This is a genomic window from Allobosea minatitlanensis, assembly GCF_964020775.1.
The window spans coordinates 3,246,513-3,268,600 of the sequence record NZ_OZ224509.1 but is presented as its reverse complement, the minus strand read 5'-3'; the positions used below and the strand labels follow the sequence as shown (position 1 = coordinate 3,268,600).

The 22,088-nt window shown below is 69.0% G+C and carries 19 protein-coding genes; 11 read left to right on the top strand and 8 right to left on the bottom strand.

Annotated features, from left to right (window positions below; genetic code table 11):
* Positions 1 to 48: 48 nt before the first annotated feature.
* Entirely contained in the window at positions 49 to 1,353 is a 1,305-nt protein-coding gene (guaD, locus tag ACWH43_RS16230) for a guanine deaminase (RefSeq protein ID WP_260348026.1), read from the top strand.
* 130 nt (positions 1,354 to 1,483) lie between these two features.
* On the opposite strand, the gene ACWH43_RS16225 is transcribed toward guaD, so the two are convergent.
* The 4 genes from ACWH43_RS16225 to ACWH43_RS16210 form a co-directional block, all read right to left on the bottom strand.
* Positions 1,484 to 2,341: a D-amino-acid transaminase gene (locus ACWH43_RS16225; RefSeq protein ID WP_158445216.1), complete on the bottom strand. Its 858-nt coding sequence runs from the start codon at positions 2,339 to 2,341 to the stop codon at positions 1,484 to 1,486.
* 135 nt (positions 2,342 to 2,476) lie between these two features.
* The gene (locus ACWH43_RS16220; RefSeq protein WP_158445215.1) at positions 2,477 to 4,777 is read right to left on the bottom strand and encodes an NADP-dependent malic enzyme; all 2,301 of its coding nucleotides are present in this window, start codon (positions 4,775 to 4,777) and stop codon (positions 2,477 to 2,479) included.
* A gap of 176 nt (positions 4,778 to 4,953) precedes the next feature.
* Entirely contained in the window at positions 4,954 to 5,190 is a 237-nt protein-coding gene (locus ACWH43_RS16215) for an Lrp/AsnC ligand binding domain-containing protein (RefSeq protein ID WP_158445214.1), read from the bottom strand.
* Positions 5,191 to 5,286: 96 nt separating this feature from the next.
* A complete protein-coding gene (locus ACWH43_RS16210; protein ID WP_158445213.1) occupies positions 5,287 to 6,126 on the bottom strand; it encodes an alpha/beta hydrolase in 840 nt (279 codons plus the stop codon).
* 187 nt (positions 6,127 to 6,313) lie between these two features.
* Between ACWH43_RS16210 and ACWH43_RS16205 the strand changes: the two genes are divergently transcribed.
* Positions 6,314 to 7,315 carry an asparaginase gene (locus ACWH43_RS16205; RefSeq protein ID WP_158445212.1) on the top strand — a complete coding sequence of 334 codons (1,002 nt, stop codon included), beginning with the start codon at positions 6,314 to 6,316 and terminating at the stop codon, positions 7,313 to 7,315.
* Here ACWH43_RS16205 and ACWH43_RS16200 read toward each other — a convergent pair.
* Positions 7,308 to 8,678 (bottom strand): TIGR03808 family TAT-translocated repetitive protein, encoded by a 1,371-nt coding sequence (locus tag ACWH43_RS16200; protein WP_158445211.1) that lies wholly within the window; start codon positions 8,676 to 8,678, stop codon positions 7,308 to 7,310. The genes ACWH43_RS16205 and ACWH43_RS16200 overlap by 8 nt on opposite strands.
* Positions 8,679 to 8,757: 79 nt before the next feature.
* Positions 8,758 to 9,744 carry a methylmalonyl Co-A mutase-associated GTPase MeaB gene (gene meaB, locus ACWH43_RS16195; protein WP_158445222.1) on the bottom strand — a complete coding sequence of 329 codons (987 nt, stop codon included), beginning with the start codon at positions 9,742 to 9,744 and terminating at the stop codon, positions 8,758 to 8,760.
* Positions 9,745 to 9,870: 126 nt separating this feature from the next.
* On the opposite strand from meaB, the gene ACWH43_RS16190 reads away from it, so the two are divergent.
* From ACWH43_RS16190 to ACWH43_RS16180, 3 genes are all read left to right on the top strand, one after another.
* Positions 9,871 to 11,022 carry an alpha/beta hydrolase gene (locus ACWH43_RS16190; protein WP_260348025.1) on the top strand — a complete coding sequence of 384 codons (1,152 nt, stop codon included), beginning with the start codon at positions 9,871 to 9,873 and terminating at the stop codon, positions 11,020 to 11,022.
* A gap of 134 nt (positions 11,023 to 11,156) precedes the next feature.
* The gene (locus tag ACWH43_RS16185) at positions 11,157 to 12,164 is read left to right on the top strand and encodes an alpha/beta hydrolase (protein WP_158445209.1); all 1,008 of its coding nucleotides are present in this window, start codon (positions 11,157 to 11,159) and stop codon (positions 12,162 to 12,164) included.
* Entirely contained in the window at positions 12,165 to 13,058 is an 894-nt protein-coding gene (locus tag ACWH43_RS16180; protein WP_158445208.1) for an alpha/beta hydrolase-fold protein, read from the top strand. It begins immediately after the preceding gene.
* 6 nt (positions 13,059 to 13,064) lie between these two features.
* Here ACWH43_RS16180 and ACWH43_RS16175 read toward each other — a convergent pair whose 3' ends face one another.
* Positions 13,065 to 13,523, bottom strand: a complete 459-nt coding sequence (locus ACWH43_RS16175) for an Lrp/AsnC family transcriptional regulator (RefSeq protein ID WP_260348024.1) — start codon at positions 13,521 to 13,523, stop codon at positions 13,065 to 13,067.
* Positions 13,524 to 13,676: 153 nt separating this feature from the next.
* Between ACWH43_RS16175 and ACWH43_RS16170 the strand changes: the two genes are divergently transcribed.
* From ACWH43_RS16170 to ACWH43_RS16145, 6 genes are all read left to right on the top strand, one after another.
* Positions 13,677 to 14,960 (top strand): cystathionine gamma-synthase family protein, encoded by a 1,284-nt coding sequence (locus tag ACWH43_RS16170; RefSeq protein ID WP_158445206.1) that lies wholly within the window; start codon positions 13,677 to 13,679, stop codon positions 14,958 to 14,960.
* Positions 14,961 to 15,154: 194 nt separating this feature from the next.
* Positions 15,155 to 16,267, top strand: a complete 1,113-nt coding sequence (locus tag ACWH43_RS16165; RefSeq protein ID WP_311734780.1) for a polyamine ABC transporter substrate-binding protein — start codon at positions 15,155 to 15,157, stop codon at positions 16,265 to 16,267.
* A gap of 71 nt (positions 16,268 to 16,338) precedes the next feature.
* Positions 16,339 to 17,508: an ABC transporter ATP-binding protein gene (locus ACWH43_RS16160; protein WP_158445205.1), complete on the top strand. Its 1,170-nt coding sequence runs from the start codon at positions 16,339 to 16,341 to the stop codon at positions 17,506 to 17,508.
* A 178-nt stretch (positions 17,509 to 17,686) separates the two neighbouring features.
* Positions 17,687 to 18,592 carry an ABC transporter permease subunit gene (locus ACWH43_RS16155; RefSeq protein ID WP_158445204.1) on the top strand — a complete coding sequence of 302 codons (906 nt, stop codon included), beginning with the start codon at positions 17,687 to 17,689 and terminating at the stop codon, positions 18,590 to 18,592.
* Entirely contained in the window at positions 18,589 to 19,377 is a 789-nt protein-coding gene (locus ACWH43_RS16150; protein ID WP_158445203.1) for an ABC transporter permease, read from the top strand. Before ACWH43_RS16155 ends, ACWH43_RS16150 begins: the two co-directional genes overlap by 4 nt.
* Before the next feature lie 199 nt (positions 19,378 to 19,576).
* Positions 19,577 to 19,849, top strand: coding sequence for a hypothetical protein (locus tag ACWH43_RS16145; RefSeq protein WP_158445202.1), 273 nt, complete (start codon positions 19,577 to 19,579; stop codon positions 19,847 to 19,849).
* 69 nt (positions 19,850 to 19,918) lie between these two features.
* Here the strand turns inward: ACWH43_RS16145 and scpA are convergent, their stop codons facing one another.
* Positions 19,919 to 22,084, bottom strand: coding sequence for a methylmalonyl-CoA mutase (gene scpA / locus ACWH43_RS16140; protein WP_158445201.1), 2,166 nt, complete (start codon positions 22,082 to 22,084; stop codon positions 19,919 to 19,921).
* Positions 22,085 to 22,088 lie beyond the last annotated feature (4 nt).

Genomic DNA, 22,088 nt, shown 5'->3' with positions numbered 1-22,088 from the left:
TTTGATTTGGTGCAGATGTGATGTGAATTTGCGCCGGAGCTGCCCATCGTGACCGCATCGACCATCCTGCGCGCCCTGCGCGGCCGCCTGCTCTGGTTCCTCGACGATCCGCAGATTGCGGGCGAGGCGGCGCATCGCTTCATCGCGGACGGCCTGCTCGTCGTCGAGAACGGGCTGGTCAAGGCGGCGGGCGAGGCGCGGGACCTGCTGCGGACGCTGCCGTCGGAGGCCGACATCGTCGACCATCGCCCGCATCTGATCATGCCGGGCTTCATCGACGCCCATATCCACATGCCGCAGACGCAGGTCGTCGCCTCCTATGGCGCCCAGCTCATGGAGTGGCTGAACAGATACACCTTCGTCGAGGAGCAGAAGCTCGGCGAACAGGGCCATGCCGAAAAGCTCTCGCGCTTCTTTCTGGCTGAGCTGCTCGCCAGCGGTACCACCACGGCGGCCGTCTACTGCTCGGTGCATCCGCAATCGGCCGAGGCCTTCTTCGCCGAGTCGCAGCGGCGCAACACGCGGATGATCGCCGGCAAGGTGATGATGGATCGCAACGCGCCCGAGGCGCTGACCGACACGGCCGAGAGCGGCTATCGCGATTCGAAGGCGCTGATCGCGCGCTGGCACGGCAGGGGCCGGCAGCTCTATGCGGTCACGCCCCGCTTCGCGATCACCTCGACGCCGGAGCAGTTGGCGGCGGCCGGCCGTCTCGCGGCCGAGCACCCCGATTGCCACGTCCAGACCCATATCGACGAGAACCGGGCCGAGATCGCCTTCGCCCGCGAGCTCCATCCCGAGGCAGCGGACTATGCCGACATCTACCGGCGCCACGGCCTGCTCGGCCCCAGGAGCCTGATGGGCCATTGCATCCACATGACCCATAACGAGTGGCAGGCCTTCGCCGAGACCGGCGCGGTCGCCGTGTTCTGCCCGACCTCGAACCTGTTCCTCGGCTCGGGGCTGTTCGACTGGGCCCAGGCGAGGCGACACGGCGTGAAGGTCGCGGTCGCGACCGATATCGGCGGCGGCACCTCCTATTCGATGCTGAGGACGATGGCCGAGGCCTACAAGGTGCTGCAATTGCAGGGGCAGTCGCTGCCGGCCTTCGCGGCGCTGCATGCGATCACGCGCGGCAATGCGGTGGCGCTCGGGCTCGATCGCTGGATCGGGAGCTTCGAGGCCGGACGCGAGGCGGATGTCGTCGTGCTCGATGCGGGAGCGACCCGGGCGATGGCGCACCGCATGGAGACGGTGCGCGATCTGGCGGAGGAGCTTTTCGTCCTCGTCACGCTGGGCGACGAGCGCAATGTCGCGGCGACCTATGTGATGGGGGAGCGGGTGGGGCTGTAACGACCTTTCCGTCACCTCGAGTCATCCCGGGCGACCGACGGGAGGCCCCGGATCCATTCCGGAACGGTCCAGGCATGGATCCCGGATCGGCGCGGCCCCGCCGCTTGTCCGGGATGACCCGCGCGGGGATTTAGCCCAGCACGCCGCCCTTGCGGGCGTAGTCGATATAGATCTCGCGCAGGCGCAGCGCGGTCGGGCCCGGCGCGCCGTTATGGATCGTGTGGCCGTCGATCGAGGTCACCGGCATGACGAGGCTGGTCGCGGAGGTGATGAAGGCCTCCTCGGCGTCGAGCGCCTCTTCCAGCGTGAACTCGCGCTCCTCGAAGGTGAAGCCGGATTCCGCGAGATAGGCCAGCACGGCCTTGCGGGTGATGCCCGGCAGGACCTTGTGCGAGAGCGGACGCGAGATCAGCGTCTTGCCCTTGACGATCCAGGCCGTGGAGGAGGCGCCCTCGGTCACCACGCCGTCCTCGGTGAGCCAGGCCTCCTGCGCGCCGCTCTCCAGCGCGAACTGCTTGGCGAGGACGGGAGCGAGCAGGTTGACGCTCTTGATGTCGCGGCGGGCCCAGCGCAGGTCCGGCGTCGAGACGACCTTGATGCCGGTCTTCGCGCCCGGCGCGTCGACGAAGTTGCGGGCCTGGGTGAACAGCACCAGCGTCGGCTGCACGTCCTTCGGGAAAGGGAAGTCGCGATCGGCGGCGCCGCGCGAGACCTGCAGGTAGATGCCGCCCTCGTCGAGATTGTTGCGCCTGATCAGCTCCTCGTGGATCGCGACGAGCTCGGCCTTCGACCAGGGCAGGGCGAGGCGGATCTCGCCGCAGGAGCGCTCGAGGCGGGCGAGATGCGCCTCGCAGTCGACGAGCTTGCCGCCGATCACCGCCGAAACCTCGTAAATCCCGTCGCCGAAGATGAAGCCGCGGTCGAAGATCGAGATCTTCGCCTCCTCCTCCGGGAGATAGGCGCCATTGACATAGACGATACGGCTCATCGCTGCGGACCCGCTGGGTGGGGAAAGGAACGCGTCCTTCCTAGCCGAGCTTCGCGGGGGTTGCGAGCGTCAAGGCAGGGAAACCGTCCGGCGTCTGGCGCAGGGCCGGACGGGTGTCCGTTGCCGGCGCCGGCCCTATTGGCCCGCGGCCAGGGCCGCCCGCTCCTGCGCCTCGACGACCGCGAGCGCGGTCATGTTGACCACGCCGCGCGCCGTCACCGAGCCGGTGAGGATATGGGCGGGCTTGTTCGTGCCGATCAGGATCGGCCCGACCGGCAGCGCATCGGCGAGGACCTTGGCGAACTGGTAGGCGACATTGGCGGCGTCGAGATTGGGGAAGATCAGCACGTTCGCCATGCCCTTGAGCGAGGAGGAGGGCAGCACGCGCTCGCGGATCAGCGGCACCAGCGCGGTGCCGGCCTCCATCTCGCCGTCGCATTCCAGATGCGGCGCGCGCTGGCGGATCAGGGCCAGCGCCCTGCGCATCTTGAGCGCGCTCGGCGTATCGGCCGCGCCGAAGTCGGAATGGGAGAGCAGCGCGATCTTGGGGTCGATGCCGAAGCGCTGGACATGGTTCGCCGTGAGCACGGTCATGTCGGCGATCTCCTCCGCCGTCGGATCGTGCTTCACATGGGTGTCGGTGAGGAAGAAGGCGCCCTTGTTGGTGATGACGAGCGTCATCGCCGCGAGGTCGCAGACGCCCGGCGCCAGGCCGATGATGTCCTTGACGTGCCTGAGCCGCGACATGAAGCGGCCTTCGAGGCCGGTGATCATCGCGTCCGCCTCGCCGCGGGCCACGGCGAGCGCCGCGATCACGGTGTTGTTGGTGCGCACCAGCGCGCGGGCCGCTTCCGGGGTGATGCCGCGCCGGCCGGCGATGTCGAGATAGGTCTGGACATAGTCGCGATAGCGCGGATCGTCCTCGGGATTGACGATCTGGAAGTCGACGCCGGGCTTGAGCGTCAGGCCGAAGCGCTCGATGCGGGTCTCGATGACGCCGGGGCGGCCGATCAGGATCGGCACGGCGAGCCCTTCCTCCAGCGCCACCTGGGCGGCGCGCAGCACGCGCTCGTCCTCGCCCTCGGCGTAGATGACGCGCTTGGGGTCGGCCTTGGCCTGCTGGAACAGCGGCTTCATGATGAAGCCGGAGCGGAAGACGAAGCGCGAGAGCTGGTCGCGATAGGCTTCCACGTCGACCAGCGGCTTGCGCGCCACGCCCGTGGTCATGGCGGCTTCCGCCACCGCCGGGGCGATGCGCATGATCAGGCGCGGGTCGAACGGGTTCGGGATCAGCGAGGTCGCGCCGAAGGTCGAGGTCTCGCCGCCATAGGCGCGCGCCGCCACGTCCGAGCTCGCCTCGCGGGCCAGCGCCGCGATGGCGCGCACCGCCGCGAGCTTCATCGCCTCGTTGATCGTCGTCGCCTGGACGTCGAGCGCGCCGCGGAAGATGTAGGGGAAGCACAGGACGTTGTTGACCTGGTTCGGATAGTCCGAGCGGCCGGTGCAGATCATCGCGTCGGGGCGCACGGCGAGCGCGTCCTCGGGCGTGATCTCGGGGCTGGGATTGGCGAGCGCCAGGATCAGCGGCTTCGGCGCCATGCGCTTGGCCATCTCCGGCTTCAGCACGCCCGCGGCCGAGACGCCGAGGAAGATGTCGGCGCCGCCGATGATGTCGTCCAGCGTGCGGGCCTCGGTGTCCTGCGCATAGGCCTCCTTCCAGCGGTCCATCAGCGTGTTGCGGCCCTTGTAGACCACGCCGTCGATGTCGGAGACCCAGATGTTCCTGCGCTGGGCGCCGAGCTCGACCAGCAGGTTGATGCAGGCGATGGCCGCAGCACCTGCGCCGGAGACGACGATCTTGACGTCGGCGATCTTCTTGCCCGCGAGGTCGAGCCCGTTCAGCGCCGCCGCCCCGACGATGATCGCGGTGCCGTGCTGGTCGTCATGGAAGACCGGGATGTTCATCCGGGCCTTGAGCTGCTCCTCGATCTCGAAGCATTCCGGCCCCTTGATGTCCTCGAGATTGATGCCGCCGAAGGTCGGTTCCAGCGCCGCGACGACCTCGACGAATTTCTCGATGTTCTTCTGCTCGACCTCGATGTCGAAGCAGTCGATGCCGGCGAATTTCTTGAACAGGACCGCCTTGCCCTCCATCACCGGCTTGGAGGCCAGCGGGCCGATATCGCCGAGGCCGAGCACGGCGGTGCCGTTGGTGACGACGGCGACGAGGTTCTGGCGGGAGGTCAGCTCGGCCGCCTCGGCCGGGTCGTCGACGATGGCCTCGCAGGCGGCGGCGACGCCGGGCGAATAGGCGAGCGCCAGGTCGCGCTGGTTGCCGAGCGGCTTGGTCGCCTGGATCTCGAGCTTACCGGGGCGGGGCTGGCGATGATAGACGAGGGCGCCCGAGCGCAGATCGGTGGAGAGCGTGCTTTTCATGGCGCGAGGGTCCCTACGGTCGGAGGGATGCTGGTCGCGCGAAAGCCCCCATGCCGTCAAGCCGTCGCAACGCCGCTGCCGGTTTTTGCGGGGTTGAGAACCGTGTGCCGCCGCAGCTCGGTGAGCCGGCAGGCCCTCGGGGGGCCGCAGCCGGTCGGGCGGCCGTGTTTCGGCGCTCAGAACGCCTTGAAGGTGATGATCGTATGGGTGTCGGCGATCTCGGGGATCGACTGCACCTTCTGCGCGACGAAATGCCCGACATCGACATCCGCCGCGACGTGGAATTTCGCGAGGATGTCGTAATTGCCGGCGGTCGAATAGATCTCGGAGGCGATCTCGCGGTCGGCGAGCTCGCTGGCGACCTCGTAGGTCTTGCCGAGCTTGCATTTGATCTCGACGAAGAAGGTCTGCATCGCGCGCTCCGCAACTCTCGGGCAGGGACTGATTCGCCGACGGGGCCGTCGACCCGGCCGGCTCCGGTTCTGGATAGAGCCCCGGAGGCCCGAAGATCAAGCGCCGGCGAGCGCCGCGATCCGCCGCGTCATCGCTGTGTCGGGATCGCTGAGGCCGGCGACGATCGTGAAATGATTGGCGCCGGCGATCTCCTCGTAGCGCGTCTGCACGCCTTCCAGGCCCCAGACATCGACCAGGCGGCGGCTCTGCCTGTGGTATTCGGCGCTTTCCGCTTCGCCGACGACCGCGTCCATCGTCAGCCGCGACGGCGCCGGCCAGAACAGCGGGCTCTCCCGCTCCGCCGCTTCGAGACTGAGCCCGAGCGCGGCGTTGAGGCTGGTCTCGGTGAGCGGCTTGAGGTTGTAGAGCCCGGACATGCCGTAGGCGGCGGGCACCAACCGGTCGGGCAGGGCGGGGTCGACATTGCGCCAGTCGGTCGCCAGGGTGCAGGCGGCGAGATGCCCGCCGGCCGAATGCCCGGTCGCGACCACGGGCAGGCCGAAGCGGCGCCACAAGGCGGCGGCCGCCTGCTGCAGCTCCCAGACGATATGGCCGAGATGGACCTGCGGCGAGAGATCGTAGCCGACCACCGCGACCGGCAGGCCGAGCCGGTTCGGCCCGCGCGCCAGATGCGAGAAGAAGCTGCGGTCGAGCGCCTGCCAGTAGCCGCCATGGATGAACATGACGAGCGCGTTGCCTCGTACCGTCTCGGGCTTGAACAGGTCGTAGCGCTGGCGCTCGCCCTCGCCATAGGCGATGCCGAGCTCGCAGAACGCGGTGGCCCGGTAGGCGGCCGCATCGGCCTGCCAGCCGGCGATGATGCCGGGATGCTCCGGCACGCGGGCGCGGTTGTTGTATTCGGCTTCGTAGTCGGGGCTGGGCGCGGCCTGGCTCATGGCGGCCCAGCGTGGCAGCACTTGCGGCTTTGCGCCAGAGCGGGCGGGTGCGATGCGCGCATTCCGCCGCGCAGATCGGGAGCTGCGTCGGAAGGCCGGCGGGCGCCCGCCGGCCTTCCGGTCTTTGACAGGGGGCATCGCCGGCGGCAAAAGCGATGCGCCCGCCAGCCGGGCTGCGGAGGCCGTCATGGAAAATCCCGTCCTCGCCGAAGTCACGCGCGGCAACACCGTGGAATCGCGCCACCGCGGCTCGGCGATCGTCGTCGATGCCGATGGCGGCGTCGTGTTCTCGGCGGGCGATGTCGAGCGCCCCGTTTTCCCGCGTTCGGCGGTCAAGGCGATCCAGGCGCTGCCGCTGCTGGAGAGCGGCGCCGCCGACCGCTACGGGCTGACCGAGGCGGAGATCGCGCTCGCCGTTTCCTCCCATTCCGGCGAGCCGCTTCATGCGCAGACCTCGCTTTCCATGCTGCGGAAGGCCGGGCGGGACGCCGGCTGCCTCGAATGCGGCGCGCATTGGCCGATGAACGAGGCGGCGGCGCGGGCGCTGGCGATAGCGGGGGGCGAGCCCAGCGCGCTCAACAACAACTGTTCCGGCAAGCATGCCGGCTTCGTCTGCCTGTCCTGCGGGCTCGACGCCGATCCCGCCGGCTATGTGAAGCCGGATCATGCCGTCCAGCAGGCCGTGCGCGGCGCGCTGGAGGAGGTGACCGGCGCGGCCCATACCGGCGAGCGCATGGGCATCGACGGCTGCTCCATCCCCTCCTATGCCGTCCCGCTCAAGGCGCTGGCGCTCGGCTTCGCCCGGCTCGGCAGCGGCCGGGGGCTCGGCCCCGCCCGGGCGCGGGCGGCCGCCCGCATCCGCGCCGCCGCGGCGGCCCACCCCTTCATGGTGGCCGGTACCGACCGCTTCGACACGCGGCTGATGGGCCTGCTCGGCGCCCGCGCCTTCACCAAGACCGGCGCGGAAGGCGTCTATTGCGCGGCCCTGCCGGAGCTGGGCTTGGGGCTCGCGCTCAAATGCGACGACGGGGCCGGCCGGGCCGCCGAGGTCGCGCTGGCGGCGCTGCTCGGCCGCTTCCTGCCGATGGACGAGCCGACGCAGGCGGCCTTCGCGCCGCTGCGCGAGGCCGTCCTGAAGAACTGGAACGGCATCGAGGTCGGGCGGGTGAGGGCGCCGGCCGCTAACTGACCGCGTTGTTCTCGACCCGGACGCCGGCCGCCCGCGCGTCCGGGGCCCTGGTCAGGTCGCCGGTGACGGGCTTGCCGTATTCGGTGCCGACCACGGCGCCGTTGCGGGCTTCGGCGATGACGTTGTTGGCGATGAGGGCGTTGCGCTCCTTCGGCACCAGCGAGACCGAGATGCCGATGCCCGCCTTGCGCACGATGTTGCCGGTCGCGGCGAGGTTGCGCATGCCCCAGGACCAGCCCAGCGAGATGCCGGTCTCGCTGGCGTTCTCGATGACGTTGCCGGTCACGGCGGCCTCCGCCTCGACATGGACGCCGAGCCCGCCGACGGGCTCCTTGCCGTTCGGGGCGACGGCCTTGCGCGCATTGCGGATGATGTTGTTGGCGAAGACGGCGAGCCGTCCGCCATGGTCGAGATTGGTGATGTTGGCGCCCTGCGCGCAATCCTCGACCAGGTTGTTGGCGATGATCGCGCCCTCGAAGGCGAACTCCGAGTAGAGCGCCGTCTCGCCGCAGCGGCGGCCCTGATTGCCCAGCATCTGCACGCCGGAGCCCGAATTGTTGCGGATGAAGGTCATCGCGCAGTCGCGTAGCTGGTTGCCCTCGATCACGACACCGCCCGCACGATAGAGGCTGATGCCGTTGCCGTTCGGCCCGTCGCCGCCGGCATCGGCGCGGATGCGCTCGACCCGGTTGCCCCGGACGATCGAGCCGTCGTCCCCGGCCTCGCCGCGCCAGATCTGGATGCCGTTGTTGCCGCAATCCTCGACGGCGTTGCCCTCGATCGCCAGCCCGCGCGAATCCAGCGAGAACAGGGCGGCGTCCCGCATCTTCCGGAAGCTGCTCGCGCCGATGCTCCCGCCGCAGCGGTTCAGCGTCATCCCGACCGAGCCGGCATTGACGAAGACGAGATCCGCGACCGTGATCGCGCCGACGGCGTCGGCTTCGAGCAGGGCGGAGCGCTGCGGGGAGGGGATGTCGAGCCCGTCCAGCACGAGGCCGGAGAGGCTCGCCCGCCCGAGATGGCGCGCGATCAGGATCGGCCCGCCATCGGCCGTCACCAGCCGGGTCGCCTCCGGCACGCCGACGAGGCGCGCCCCGTCCGGCAGCGCGACCTTGCCGACGCGGTAGCGGCCCGGCGGCAGCAGCAGGGGAGCCGAGCGTTTCGCCGCCTCGCCGAGCGCGGCCTGGAGGCGCTGCGACTGGTCCTCGCCCGCTCCGGGCCGCAGGCCGAACTGGGTCGCGTCGAGCCCGAGCTGGCCGAGCGGCGCGGCCGCGGGACCGCGGGATTGCGCCTGCGCCGGCAGGCGCAGCGAAACCGCGCCGCAGAGGCCGGCGGCCAGGAGATGACGGCGGGACGGGTTCATGCTGCCTCCTGTTCCGGCGCCATCAAGGAGCGGGCCAACCCGATTGTCCCGGATCGGGACGATCGGCCGCCCATGCCGGTCACAGCCCCAGGGCGCTGGCGATCTCCTCGGCCGCCGCCGTCGGGGCGAGCGAGCCGGCGGCCACGGCGGCCTCGAGCGCCGGTGTCCGCGCCTTCAGCCCGGGATCGTTCCTGAGCTTGGCCTGCAGCCGGTCCTGCACCATCGCCCACATCCATTTCACGTCCTGCTGGCGGCGCTTGCGCGCGACGAGGCCTTTCTCGCCGAAGCGGCGATGATGCTCCTCGATCCTGCTCCACATCGCGTCGAGCCCTTCGCCGGTGAGGCCCGAAATCGTGACGACCGGGGTCGACCAGAGCGGCGAGGCCGGCGCCAGGATATGCAGCGCGGCCTTGTACTGCGCGGCCGCCGCCCGCGCCGCCGTGGCGCCGGGACCGTCGGCCTTGTTGACGGCGATCATGTCGGCGAGCTCGATGATGCCCTTCTTGATGCCCTGCAATTCGTCGCCGGCATTGGGCAGCATCAGCACCAGGAAGAAGTCGGTGAGGTCGGCCACCGCCGTCTCGGACTGGCCGACGCCGACCGTCTCCACCAGGATGACGTCGAAGCCCGCCGCCTCGCAGAGCAGCATCGTCTCGCGCGTCTTCGCCGCGACGCCGCCGAGCGTGCCGGAGGAGGGCGAGGGGCGGATATAGGCGTGCGGATCGACCGAGAGCCGGGCCATCCGCGTCTTGTCGCCAAGGATCGAGCCGCCGGTGCGGGTCGAGGAGGGATCGACGGCCAGCACCGCGACCTTGTGGCCCTGCGCCGTCAGATAGCTGCCCAGCGCGTCGATGGTGGTCGATTTGCCGACGCCGGGCACGCCGGTGATTCCGACCCGGATCGCGCCGCCCGTCCGGGGCAGCAGGCGCTGGATCAGCGCGCGGGCCAGCTCGCGATGGTCGGGCCGGCGCGATTCGGCCAGCGTGATGGCGCGCGCCAGGGCGGCGCGTTCGCCGGCCAGGATGGCGTCGGCCAGCGTTTCGTGGCGGGAGGCGGTGTCGACCATGACGCCAGTTAGCAAGCCGGTCGGGCCGGCGGCAAGGCGCCCCGCCACCGCGCCTCTGTCGTGAAGCTGTCACGGTGGCATCTTGAACATTCGTCGATTCGATGAGACGACAGGGCGATGACCGGCGTGACGACGTGGCTTCGGGGGCTTTTTCTGGCGTTGCTCGCGCCGCTGTTGCTGGCGGCCTGCGCCGCGCCGCGCGTGCTGGAGATCAGCCAGGCGCCGCGGCAGGACATCGCCGGCAAGGTCGAGATCTACGTCGCCACGACGCGCGAGGCCTCGGCCGCGCCGGTCTATTTCGACGGCGAGCGCGCGCCGAAGCTGGCTTTCGCCAAGCTCGAGATCACCGTGCCGCGCAGCCACAGACCCGGCGAGCTGGAGCTGCCGGATTCGGGGCCCGGCGACCCGGCCAAGCACTTCACCGCGACCAATATCGAGCGGCTCGACCTCGCCCCTGTCGTGGCCGACGTCCGCCGGGACATCATGCGCCGGCCGGCGGGCCAGCGCGACGTCCTGGTCTTCGTCCATGGCTACAACACCAATTTCGCCGATGCGGTCTACCGTTTCGCGCAGATCGTCTACGATTCCGGCTTCAAGGGCGTTCCGGTGCTGTTCTCCTGGCCCTCGCGCGGCCAGCTCCTCGCCTATCCCTACGATCGCGAGAGCGCCTACTACTCCCGCGACTTCCTCGAGGCCAACCTGCGCGGCATCGCCCGCGACATTGGCCCGGGGCGGATGGACATCCTCGCCCATTCGATGGGCACGATCCTGACGCTCGAGACCCTGCGCCAGGCCGCGATCCGCGGCGACGGCACCTTCGGCGGCAAGCTGCGCGACGTCATGCTCGCCGCGCCCGACGTCGATCTCGACCTGTTCAAGACCCTGATGAACGTGATCCGGCGGCCGGTGACGGTCTTCGTCTCGGCCGACGACCGGGCGCTCGACTTCTCGCGCCGCTTCGCCGGCGACAAGACCCGGCTCGGCGCCGTCTCCGCCAAGGACACGGAGACGATCGCCTCGCTGGAGAAGCTCGGCGCGCGCATCATCGACCTCTCCGAAGTCTCCTCGGGCGACAGCCTGAACCACGCCAAGTTCGCCTCCTCGCCGAAGGTGGTGCAGCTCATCGGCAACCGGCTGAGGGCGGACAGGGGCATCGGCTTCGCGGGACCGCAGCTCGGCGACAGGCTGGGCGACATCGCCGGCGGGGTCGTCGGCACGGTCGGCTCGACCGTCGGGCTGGTGGTCTCCCCGGTCACGATCATCTCCGGCGGCCGTTGATGTGACCGCGCGGGCACGGCCGGGCCGTTTTTGCGCCCGCCCGGCCGCTTCGCCGCATTCTGGCCGCGTTGGCCTGCCTTTAAGGCGGCATTCTCCTGATCGGCCTCCTGCGATTGACCCGGACACCCGCTTCCATGCCTGTCACAAGGCGCGACTTCTCCCGCCTCTCCCTGGGCCTGGCCGCCCTGCTGCCATTGGGGCTGGCGGCCTGTGCGCAAAGCGAGGCGACCGTCTCGCCGTTTTCGGTGCCGGAGCGGGCCGACCTGTCGGCCCTCGGCAAGGATCCGCGGCTGCTGGTAATGACCACGCGCCAATCGACCGGCAACGCCGCCCCCTATTTCGGCACCGATCGCGGCCCGCTGACCTTCGCCGAGGTCCGGCTCTCGCCGCCGGGACGGGGCATCGCCGGGCGCGTCTCCTCGGCCGTCAGCGGCGACTGGGCGATCCTCGGCATCGAGCGCGAGACCACGACCGACGCGGCCCGCGTATTCTCGAACGCGGCGAACGGCCGCGACGTGCTGCTCTATGTCCACGGCTACAATGAGAGCTTCGAATCGGCCGTGCGCAGCGCCGGCCAATTGTCGCATTCGCTCGCCTTCCAGGGCCGCACGGCGCTCTTCACCTGGCCCTCGGGCGGCAAGCTGCTCGACTACGCCTATGACCGCGAAAGCGCGCTCTGGTCGCGCGACGGCTTCGTCGAGACGCTGCGGGCACTGGTCGCCAACCCGACCATCGGGCGCATCCACATCGTGGCGCATTCGATGGGCACCTTCCTCACCCTGGAAGGGCTGCGGGAGCTGCGCGATTCCCCGGAGGTCTATGCGCGGATCGGCTCGGTCGTCCTGGCCTCGCCGGATGTCGACATCGACGCCTTCGAGCAGACGGTGAAGCGGATCGGCCCGCTGGCCAGGCGCATGACCGTGATCATCGATCCCGGCGACCGGGCGCTCGCCGTCTCGGCCCGCATCGCCGGCGGCGTGGCGCGGGCGGGGGCGGCCGACCGCGCGCGCCTCGACGCGCTCGGCATCCGCGTGGCGGATACGGCCGGCCGCGGCTGGAGCCTGCTGCGGCACGACCTCTTCCTCTCCGACAGCGAGGTCACGCAGGTCGTGCGCCGCGCCATGGACCGCGGCGAGAGCTGAATGCGGGCCGCCCTGCGCCTCGCTCCGGCGCTGTTCGGCCTGGTCGCATGGCTCGGCCCCTCGGCCGCCGCGGCGCAGGGGCAGGGGCTCTTCGCGGCTGCGGGGCGGGGCGAATGGACATTCGACGACCCCGTCTGGCAGGCGATCCAGGTCGAGACCTATACGCCCGAGGCCTGCGCGGCCCGGCCATGCCCGCTGCTGATCGTGATCCATGGCAACGGCCGCGATGCGGCGCGGTCGCGGGACGACTGGGTCGCGGCGGCGGAACGCCACGGCGTGCTCGTCGCCGCGCCGCGTTTCGACAAGGCGCGGTTCTCCGGGCGGCTTTTCCAGCAGGGCAATGCGCGCGGCGAGCCGGACCGGACGAAATGGACCTTCGGCATTGTCGAAAGGCTGTTCGACGCGGCGCGGGCGGCGGGCCGTGCGGAAGGCGCGGGCTACAGGCTCTTCGGCCATTCGGCCGGCGGGCAGTTCGTCCACCGCATGGCGCTGCTGATGCCGCAGGCCCGCTTCTCGAAGGCCGTCGCCGCGAATGCCGGCTATTACACGCTCCCGCTCGACGCGGCCGCGGCGGGAGGCTTCGCCTATCCCTATTCGCTGGGCGGCACGCCGGCGACCGACGCGACCCTGCGCGCTGCGCTCGGCAAGCATGTCACGGTGATGCTGGGGGATCGCGACATCAATCCGGCCCATCGCGAACTCAACCGATCGCCGGGCGCCGAGGAGCAGGGGGCGACCCGCTTCGCGCGCGGCAGGCGCTTCATGGCGGATATCCGGGCGGCGGCCGCCCGGCTCGGCCTGACCCCCGAATGGCGCGAGGTCGTCGTGCCGGGCGTGGCGCATCAGCAGAAGCGGATGGCCCGGGCCGCCGCGCCCGAGCTGCTCGGGCCCTGAGCGGCGTCAGATCGGCGGCAGGCCGGCGCCCTTCTTGATCGTCGCCAGCGCGAAATTCGACTCGACCGACTGGATGCATTTCAGCCGGGTCACCTTCTGCTTGAGGAAGCGCTCATAGCCCTCGATGCCGTCGGTGACGACGCGCAGCAGATAGTCCTGCGAGCCGGTCATCAGGTAGCATTCGGCGACCTCGCTCCAGCTCTCGATCGCCTTCTCGAACTCGGCGATGTGCTCCTGGTTCTGCTGGATGAGCCGCACCGAGACGAAGACGCTGAACGGCAGCCCATAGGCCTTGGGATCGACGACCGCTGTATAGCCCTGGATGACGCCGGTCTCCTCCAGCCGCTTCAGCCGGCGCAGGCAGGGCGTCGGCGACAGACCGACCCGCTGCGACAGCTCCTGATTGGTGATCCGCCCGTCCTCCCGGAGCAGGGCGAGAATGCGGCGGTCGATCGTGTCGAGCATCATATGCTCCGTGAGGAGGAATAGTAAGCAGAAACCTGCGCGGATGACGGTAACGCGAGTGTGTTCGACCAAGCAATCGCGCCGATGCGGGATTATCCTGTCCGCAGCACGACATGCCGGGCCGCAGCAAACGACGGGCCAAGGAGGACAGCCATGAGCAACGACAGCTATCACAAGGACCGGATCGCCAACCGCAAGCTGCATCCCGAGACGCTGATGATGGGATTCGGCTATTCGCCGGCCATGTCGGAAGGCTCGCTGAAGCCGCCGGTGTTCCTGACCTCGACCTTCGTCTTCGAGAACGCCCAGCAGGGCAAGGACTTCTTCGACCTGACGGCGGGGCGCCGCCAGCTCCGGCCGGGCGAGAAATCCGGCCTCGTCTATTCCCGCTTCAACCACCCGAACATGGAGATCCTCGAGGATCGCCTGGCGATCTGGGACGAGGCCGAGAAATGCGCCGTCTTCGCCTCCGGCATGGCGGCGATCGCGACGACCTGCTTCGCCTTCCTGCGCCCCGGCGACACCATCATCCATTCGCGCCCGCTCTATGGCGGCACCGAGACGCTGCTGAAGAACCAGATGGGCGCCTTCGGCATCACCCCCTTTGGCTTCACCGACGGGCTCGACGTGACGCAGATGCGGGCGGTCGCCGAGGCCGCCGCCGCCAAGGGCCGCGTCGCGATGATTCTGGTCGAGACCCCGGCCAACCCGACCAACGGGCTGGTCGACCTGGCCGCCTGCAAGCAGATCGCCGACGAACTCGGCCGGTCGCAGGGCCACCGCCCGCCGGTCGTGGTCGACAACACGCTGCTCGGCCCGAAATACCAGAAGCCGCTGAAGCTCGGCGCCGACCTCACCCTGCTGTCGCTGACCAAATATGTCGGCGGCCATTCCGACCTCGTCGGCGGCTCGATCAGCGGTTCCGAGGCGCTGGTCCGGCAGGTCAAGGGCTGGCGCGGCTCGCTCGGCACGCAGCTCGATCCGAATTCCTGCTGGATGCTGATGCGCTCGCTGGAGACGCTCGACATCCGCATGAGCCGCGCCAACGAGAATGCGAGGCTCGTCGCCGATTACCTGGAGAGCCATCCCAAGGTGGCGAAGGTGCATTATCTCGGCAATCTCAAGGCGGGCGATCCGCGCAAGGCCGTCTTCGACCGGCAATGCGTCGAGCCCGGCTCGACCTTCGCCTTCGACGTCAAGGGCGGCGAGAAGGAGGCTTTCGCGCTGCTCGACAACCTCCAGATCATGAAGCTCGCGGTCAGCCTCGGCGGCACCGAGACGCTGGTCTCCCATCCCGCCGCCATGACCCATTCCGGCGTCGCCAGGGAACTGCGCGAGGAGATCGGCCTGACCGACGCCCTGATCCGCATCTCGGTCGGCATCGAGAACATCGAGGATCTGATCTCGGATCTGGCCCAGGCCTTCGAGGCGGTGTGAAGCCAACGGGCCGTCCGGCCGGGGCGCCGTCGCGGGATTTGCACGCCCCGCAACCGCGCTTCGGCCGGCTTCGCGGCGCCGTTTCTGCCTTCTCCGTCATGCCTGTGCGTGACCGTCCGGCTTATCAATCGGCATGTTGATGCCGAAGGGAAAGCTGATAGCGTGCGCGCGCCTGAGCGTGATGGAGGGGCAGATTGGGTAAGACGACGAAACGACTGACCGAGGCGATCGCGGCCTGCGCGATCGGATTGGGACTTCTCGCCGCGCCGGCCGCGGCACAGGACAAGCAACTGCGGATCTTCAACTGGTCCGACTATGTCGATCCCGAGGTGCTCGACGCCTTCAAGAAGGAAACCGGGATCACCGTCGTCTACGACACCTTCGACCAGATGGAGACGGTCGAGACCAAGCTTCTCGCCGGCAAGACCGGCTATGACCTGATCGTCGTCACCGCCTCCTTCCTGCCGCGCCATATCCCGCTCGGGCTCTATCAGCCGGTCGACAAGGCCAAGGTGCCGAATCTCAGGAACATCTGGCCCGAGATCCAGAACCGGCTCGCCAAATACGACCCCGGCAACACCTACGCCGTGAACTACATGTGGGGCACCACGGGGATCGGCTACAACGTCGCCAAGATCAAGGAGCGGCTCGGCCCCGATGCGGTGGTCGATAGCTGGAAGATCGTCTTCGAGCCGGAGCAGCTCAAGAAGCTCTCCAATTGCGGCGTCCATGTGCTGGACGCGACCGAGGAGATGTTCCCGGCGGCGCTGCGCTATCTCGGCCTCGACCCGGATTCGAAGAAGGAGGCCGATCTCAACAAGGCCGGCGAGTTGCTGCGCAAGATCAGGCCCTATATCCAGAAGTTCCACTCCTCCGAATACATCAACGCGCTGGCGAACGGCGACATTTGCCTCGCCGTCGGCTATTCGGGCGACATCCTGCAGGCCAAGAAGCGTGCCGAGGAGGCCAAGAACGGCGTCGAGCTCGCCTATGCCATCCCGAAGGAGGGCGCGCTGATGTGGTTCGATTCCTTCGTGATCCCGAAGGATGCCGGCAATGTCGATGCCGCGCTGAAGTTCATCGACTTCGTCAACCGGCCCGAGATGGCGGCGAAGAACTCGGACTTCATCCAGTACGCCAACGGCAACATCGCCTCGAAGCCGCTCCTCTCCGCCGCCGTGCGCGACAATCCGGGCATCTACCCCTCGGACGAGGTGATGAAGCTGCTCTATACGATCACGCCTTACGACCAGAAGGCGCAGCGCCTGGTCAACCGGCTGTGGACGCGCGTCAAGACCGGCAAGTGAAAAGGCCGGCAATTGAAAAGGCCGGTCAGTAAACCTCGCGAAGCGGACGGCTCCGGACAGGGCGCGGCACCATGAAGAAGACGTCGCCCGGCAGCGTGCGCCGGGCTTTCCAGCCCTGGAACGACCCGGCGGCGAGGCCGCTGGTCGCGTTCCAGGGCGTGACCAAGCGCTTCGGCGACGTCACGGCCGTCGGCGACCTGTCGCTCTCGCTCTACCCGAGCGAGTTCTTCGCCCTGCTGGGGCCGTCCGGCTGCGGCAAGACCACGCTGATGCGCATGCTCGCCGGCTTCGAGACGCCGGATGCCGGCACGATCCTGCTCGACGGGCAGGACATCACCGCCGTGCCGCCGCACTTAAGACCGATCAACATGATGTTCCAGTCCTATGCGCTGTTCCCGCATCTCAGCGTCGCGGGCAACATCGCCTATGGCCTGAAGCGCGAGGGGCTGCCGCGCGCCGAGATCGCGCGCCGCGTCGAGGAGATGCTGGCGCTGGTCAAGCTCTCCGGCTTCGGCGGGCGCAAGCCGCACCAGCTCTCCGGCGGCCAGCGCCAGCGCGTCGCGCTCGCCCGCTCGCTCGCCAAGCGGCCGAAGCTCCTGCTGCTCGACGAGCCGATGGCGGCGCTCGACCGCAAGCTGCGCGAACAGACCCAGTTCGAGCTGATGGATCTGCAGAGCGAGCTCGGCCTCACCTTCATGGTCGTGACCCACGACCAGGACGAGGCGATGACCATGGCCGACCGCATGGCGGTGATGGACCATGGCAAGCTCGTGCAGATCGGCCCGCCCGACGTGATCTACGAGGCGCCGGCCAACCGCCACGTCGCCGAGTTCGTCGGCGACATCAATATCTTCGAGGGGCGCGCCGAGGCGATCGACGGCGAGATCGTCCGGGCGCGGGTTCCGCGGCTCGGCACGGTCGAGCTGGACGAGGACGCGCCGGCGCTGAAAGCCGGCGAGGCCCTGCTCATCGGCATCCGGCCGGAGAAGATCGAGATCGCCCATGACGAGCCGCCCCAGGCCGTCAACAAGGTCGCCGGCGAGATCTGGGACATCGGCTATCTCGGCGATTTCACCATGATCCAGGTGATGATCGGCGGGCAGGGCGAGGACCGGGAAGGGGGCCAGCTCGTCAAGGTCGCGCTGGCCAACCGCACCCGCCGGCTCGCGCGCCCCTTCGCCTGGGACGACACGGTCTGGCTCTCCTGGGACGTCGAGGCCGGCGTGGTGCTGCCGCCGTGAGGGAGGGACGGAAACACCTCCGTCATTCCGGGGCGCCGCGGAGCGGCGAGCCCGGAACCCATATCCGCTGTGCGGCCCGAAAGGGGTACGGCGAGTACCGCTTCTACTCTCGGCGTCGTGTTCATGGGTTCCGGGCTCGGGCCCGCGGCCTGCCCCGGAATGTCGGCGGAGTGCGGGCATGAGTGCTGGGCCAACTCATCTGGCCGGTCTCCGCCGGCTCGTCGTGATCGTGCCCTATCTCTGGCTCGCGCTGTTCTTCCTCGCGCCCTTCGCCATCGTGCTGCGCATGGCCTTCTCGCAGGCGGCGACGGCGCTGCCGCCCTATGCGCCGCATTGGGAAGGCCTCGCCCGGCTCGGCGATTTCCTGTCGCAGCTCGATCTGGCGAATTTCAGCCTGCTCGCAGACGACCCGCTCTACTGGCAGAGCTATCTCTATTCGCTGCGGCTGGCGGCGATGACGACGCTCGCCGCCCTCGCGATCGGCTATCCGCTGGCCTATGCCATGGCATCGGCGCCGCCGCGCTGGCGCGGGCTGCTGCTGGTGCTCGTCATCCTGCCCTTCTGGACTTCCTTCCTGATCCGCGTCTACGCCTGGATCGGCATCCTGAGGCCGGACGGGCTGCTCGACGCCGCGCTCGCGTCGCTCGGCTTCGAGGGCGAGCCGCTGCGCCTGCTCAACACCGAGGCCGCCGTGCTGATCGGCATGGTCTATTCCTACCTCCCCTTCATGGTGCTGCCGCTCTTCGCCACGCTGGAGAAGCTCGACCGCGGCCTGCTGGAGGCGGCGGCCGATCTCGGCGCGAGGCCTCTGACCGCCTTCCTGACCGTGACCCTGCCGCTCTCGCTGCCCGGCATCCTCGCCGGCGCGGCGCTGGTCTTCATCCCGGCGGTGGGCGAGTTCGTCATCCCCGACCTGCTCGGCGGCCCCGATACGGTGATGATCGGCAAGGTGCTGTGGAGCGAGTTCTTCTCGAACCGCGACTGGCCATTGGCCTCGGCTGTGGCGGTGGTGCTGCTCGTCGTCCTCGTCCTGCCGCTGGTGCTGCTCCAGCGGGCGCGCCTGCGGCGGGAGATGGCGGCATGAAGCGCCTCGGTCCCGGCCTCATCCTGGCGCTGATGCTGGGCTTCGCCTTCCTCTATCTGCCGATCGTCACGCTGATCGCCTATTCCTTCAACGCCTCGCGGCTGGTCACGGTCTGGGGCGGCTTCTCGACGCATTGGTACGGCGCGCTGATGGCGAACGAGCCGCTGCTCGACGCCGCCTGGCTCTCGATCCGCCTCGGCGTGGTCTCGGCGACGCTGGCGACCGCGCTCGGCACGCTGGCCGCGCTCGCGCTCACCCGCCACGGCCGCTTTCCTGGGCGCACGCTGTTCTCAGGCATGGTGCTGGCGCCGCTGGTCATGCCGGAGGTGGTGACGGGGCTTTCGCTGCTGCTGCTCTTCGTGGCGGCCGATGTCGAGCGCGGCTTCTGGACCGTGACCGTCGCCCACGCCACCTTCAGCCTCGGCTTCGCCTGCATCGTCGTGCAGGCACGGCTGGCCGGCTTCGACCGCTCGCTGGAGGAGGCGGCGCAGGATCTCGGCGCGACGCCCTTCGTCACCTTCTGGACGGTGACGCTGCCGCTGATCTGGCCGGCGGTGGCGGCGGCCTGGATGCTCGCCTTCACCCTCTCCCTCGACGACCTCGTGGTGGCGAGCTTCACCACCGGCCCGGGCGCGACCACGCTGCCGATGCGGCTCTATTCGGCGGTCAAGCTCGGCGTCTCGCCGGAGATCAACGCCGCCTGCACGATCATGATCGGGGCCGTCGCGGTCGTCGTGGTCGGCGCCTCGCTCCTGCTCAAGCGCGAACAGCTTTCCGCCGGCTAAAGCATCGGCCCGAAAAGTGGAACGCGGTTTTCGGGAAAAGCCGATGCAAAATCAAGGAGCGAGCGTATCGGACTGAATACGATATTCAGTCCGATACGCTAAACGGGAGCTGAACGGCGTCCTCAAAACCCGTTCAGCCGGGGCCTGCGAATATCCGTGCCGTGGCGAGGAATTGTCCCGCCGGAACAGGATATCGACCATGCTCGGCCATCGTGCCCGGATCGGTTTTGCCGCGCTTGCTCTCGGCGGCGCGGTGCTCGCAGCCTCGGCCCTGGCCGGCGCGGGCGAGGCACAGGCCTTCGGCGGCCGCTACGAGCGCCGCCATGAGCGGCCGGTCTACGATTATGGCTGGCGCCCGGCGCCGCCGGCCGTGCACGGCTTCTGGGGCCAGCGCCGCTGGCATCGCTATTCCAACGATTTTGGCATGCGGCCGCCTGCGCCGCGTTCCAGCTATGGTTACGGCTGGCGGTAAGTGTCGCCACGCCGGTCGTAATCATGGGGCGGGCGCGGCCCTCGGGCAGCGCCCGCCTTTTTTCGGATGCTATTCTGCCGCCGTTTTCTGGACGTAGCCCAGCCGCGCATTGAGCTCCTGGAGCAGCTTTTCGGCCGCATCGGCGATGACGGTGCCGGGCGGGAAGATCGCCGAGGCGCCGGCTTCGATCAGCGCCTCGAAATCCTGCGGCGGGATGACGCCGCCGACCACGATCATGATGTCGGGCCGGCCCGCCTTGGCGAGCGCCGCCTTCAATTCCGGCACCAGCGTCAGATGCCCCGCCGCGAGCGAGGAGACGCCGACGATATGCACGTCGTTCTCGACCGCCTGCCGCGCCGCTTCCTCGGGCGTCGCGAAGAGCGGGCCGATATCGACGTCGAAGCCGAGATCGGCGAAGGCCGAGGCGATCACCTTCTGGCCGCGGTCGTGCCCGTCCTGCCCCATCTTGGCGACGAGGATGCGCGGGCGGCGCCCGTCCGCCTCCTCGAAGTCCTGGCACATCAACTGGACGCGCGTGACGGCTGGATTCATCTCGCCGACCTCCCGCTTGTAGACCCCCGAGATCGCCTTGATCTCGGCCCGGTGGCGCCCGAACACCTGCTCCATCGCCAGCGAGATCTCGCCGACCGTCGCCTTGGCCCGCGCGGCCTTGACCGCGAGGTCGAGCAAATTGCCGTTGCCGGCCGCGCCGTTGGTGAGCGCGGTCAGTGCGGCCTGCACCTCGCTCTCGTCGCGCTCGGCCTTGAGGCGCCTGAGCTTGTCGAGCTGCTGGGCGCGCACGGCGGCATTGTCGACCTTCAGCACCTCGATCGCGGCTTCGTTGTCGGGCTTGTAGCAGTTGACGCCGATGATCGCCTGCTGGCCGGCATCGATGCGCGCCTGCGTCTTCGCCGCGGCTTCCTCGATGCGCAGCTTCGGGATGCCGGCCTCGATCGCCTTGGCCATGCCGCCGAGCTTCTCGACCTCCTGGATATGGCCCCAGGCCTTTTCGGCGAGCTCCGCCGTCAATCGCTCGACGTAATAGGAGCCGCCCCAGGGGTCGATGATCCGCGTCGTGCCGCTCTCCTGCTGGAGCAGGATCTGGGTGTTGCGGGCGATGCGGGCGGAGAAGTCGGTCGGCAGCGCCAGCGCCTCGTCGAGGGCGTTGGTGTGCAGCGACTGGGTGTGCCCCTGCGTCGCCGCCATCGCCTCGATCATCGTGCGCGGCACGTTGTTGAACACGTCCTGCGCCGTCAGCGACCAGCCCGAAGTCTGGCAATGGGTGCGCAGCGGCAGGGACTTCTCGTTCTGCGCGCCGAAATCCTTGACGAGCTTGGCCCAGATCAGCCGGGCGGCGCGCATCTTGGCGATTTCCATGAAGAAGTTCATGCCGATCGCCCAGAAGAAGGACAGCCGCGGCGCGAAGATATCGACGCCGAGGCCCGCCCGCTGTCCGGCACGGATATATTCGACGCCGTCGGCCAGCGTGTAGCCGAGTTCCAGGTCCTGCGTCGCTCCCGCCTCCTGCATATGATAGCCGGAGATCGAGATCGAATTGAACTTCGGCATGTTCGCCGAGGTGAAGGCGAAGATGTCGCCGATGATCCGCATCGAGGGCGAGGGCGGATAGATATAGGTATTGCGGACCATGAACTCCTTGAGGATGTCGTTCTGGATGGTCCCGGAGAGCTTGGCCTGCGGCACCCCCTGTTCTTCCGCCGCGACGATGTAGAGCGCCAGCACCGGCAGCACCGCGCCGTTCATCGTCATCGACACGCTCATCTGGTCGAGCGGGATGCCGGAGAACAGCGTGCGCATGTCGTAGATCGAGTCGATCGCGACGCCGGCCATGCCGACATCGCCGGCGACGCGCGGATGGTCGGAATCATAGCCGCGATGGGTGGCGAGATCGAAGGCGACCGAGAGCCCCTTCTGCCCGGCGGCGAGATTGCGCCGGTAGAAGGCGTTGGAATCCTCCGCCGTGGAGAATCCGGCATATTGCCGGATCGTCCAGGGCTGGTTGACGTACATCGTCGGGTAGGGGCCGCGCAGATAGGGCGCGATGCCCGGCAGCGTCTCGACGAAGGGCAGGCCGGCGCGGTCATCCGGCCCATAGGCCGGCTTCACCGGGATGTCCTCCGGCGTCCGCCAGGAATCGCCTTGCGGCAGGGGCGTCCGCGCCGGGGCTCCGGCGCCGGCGAAGGCGAGCTTCGTGAAATCCGGGATCGCGGTCATGGCT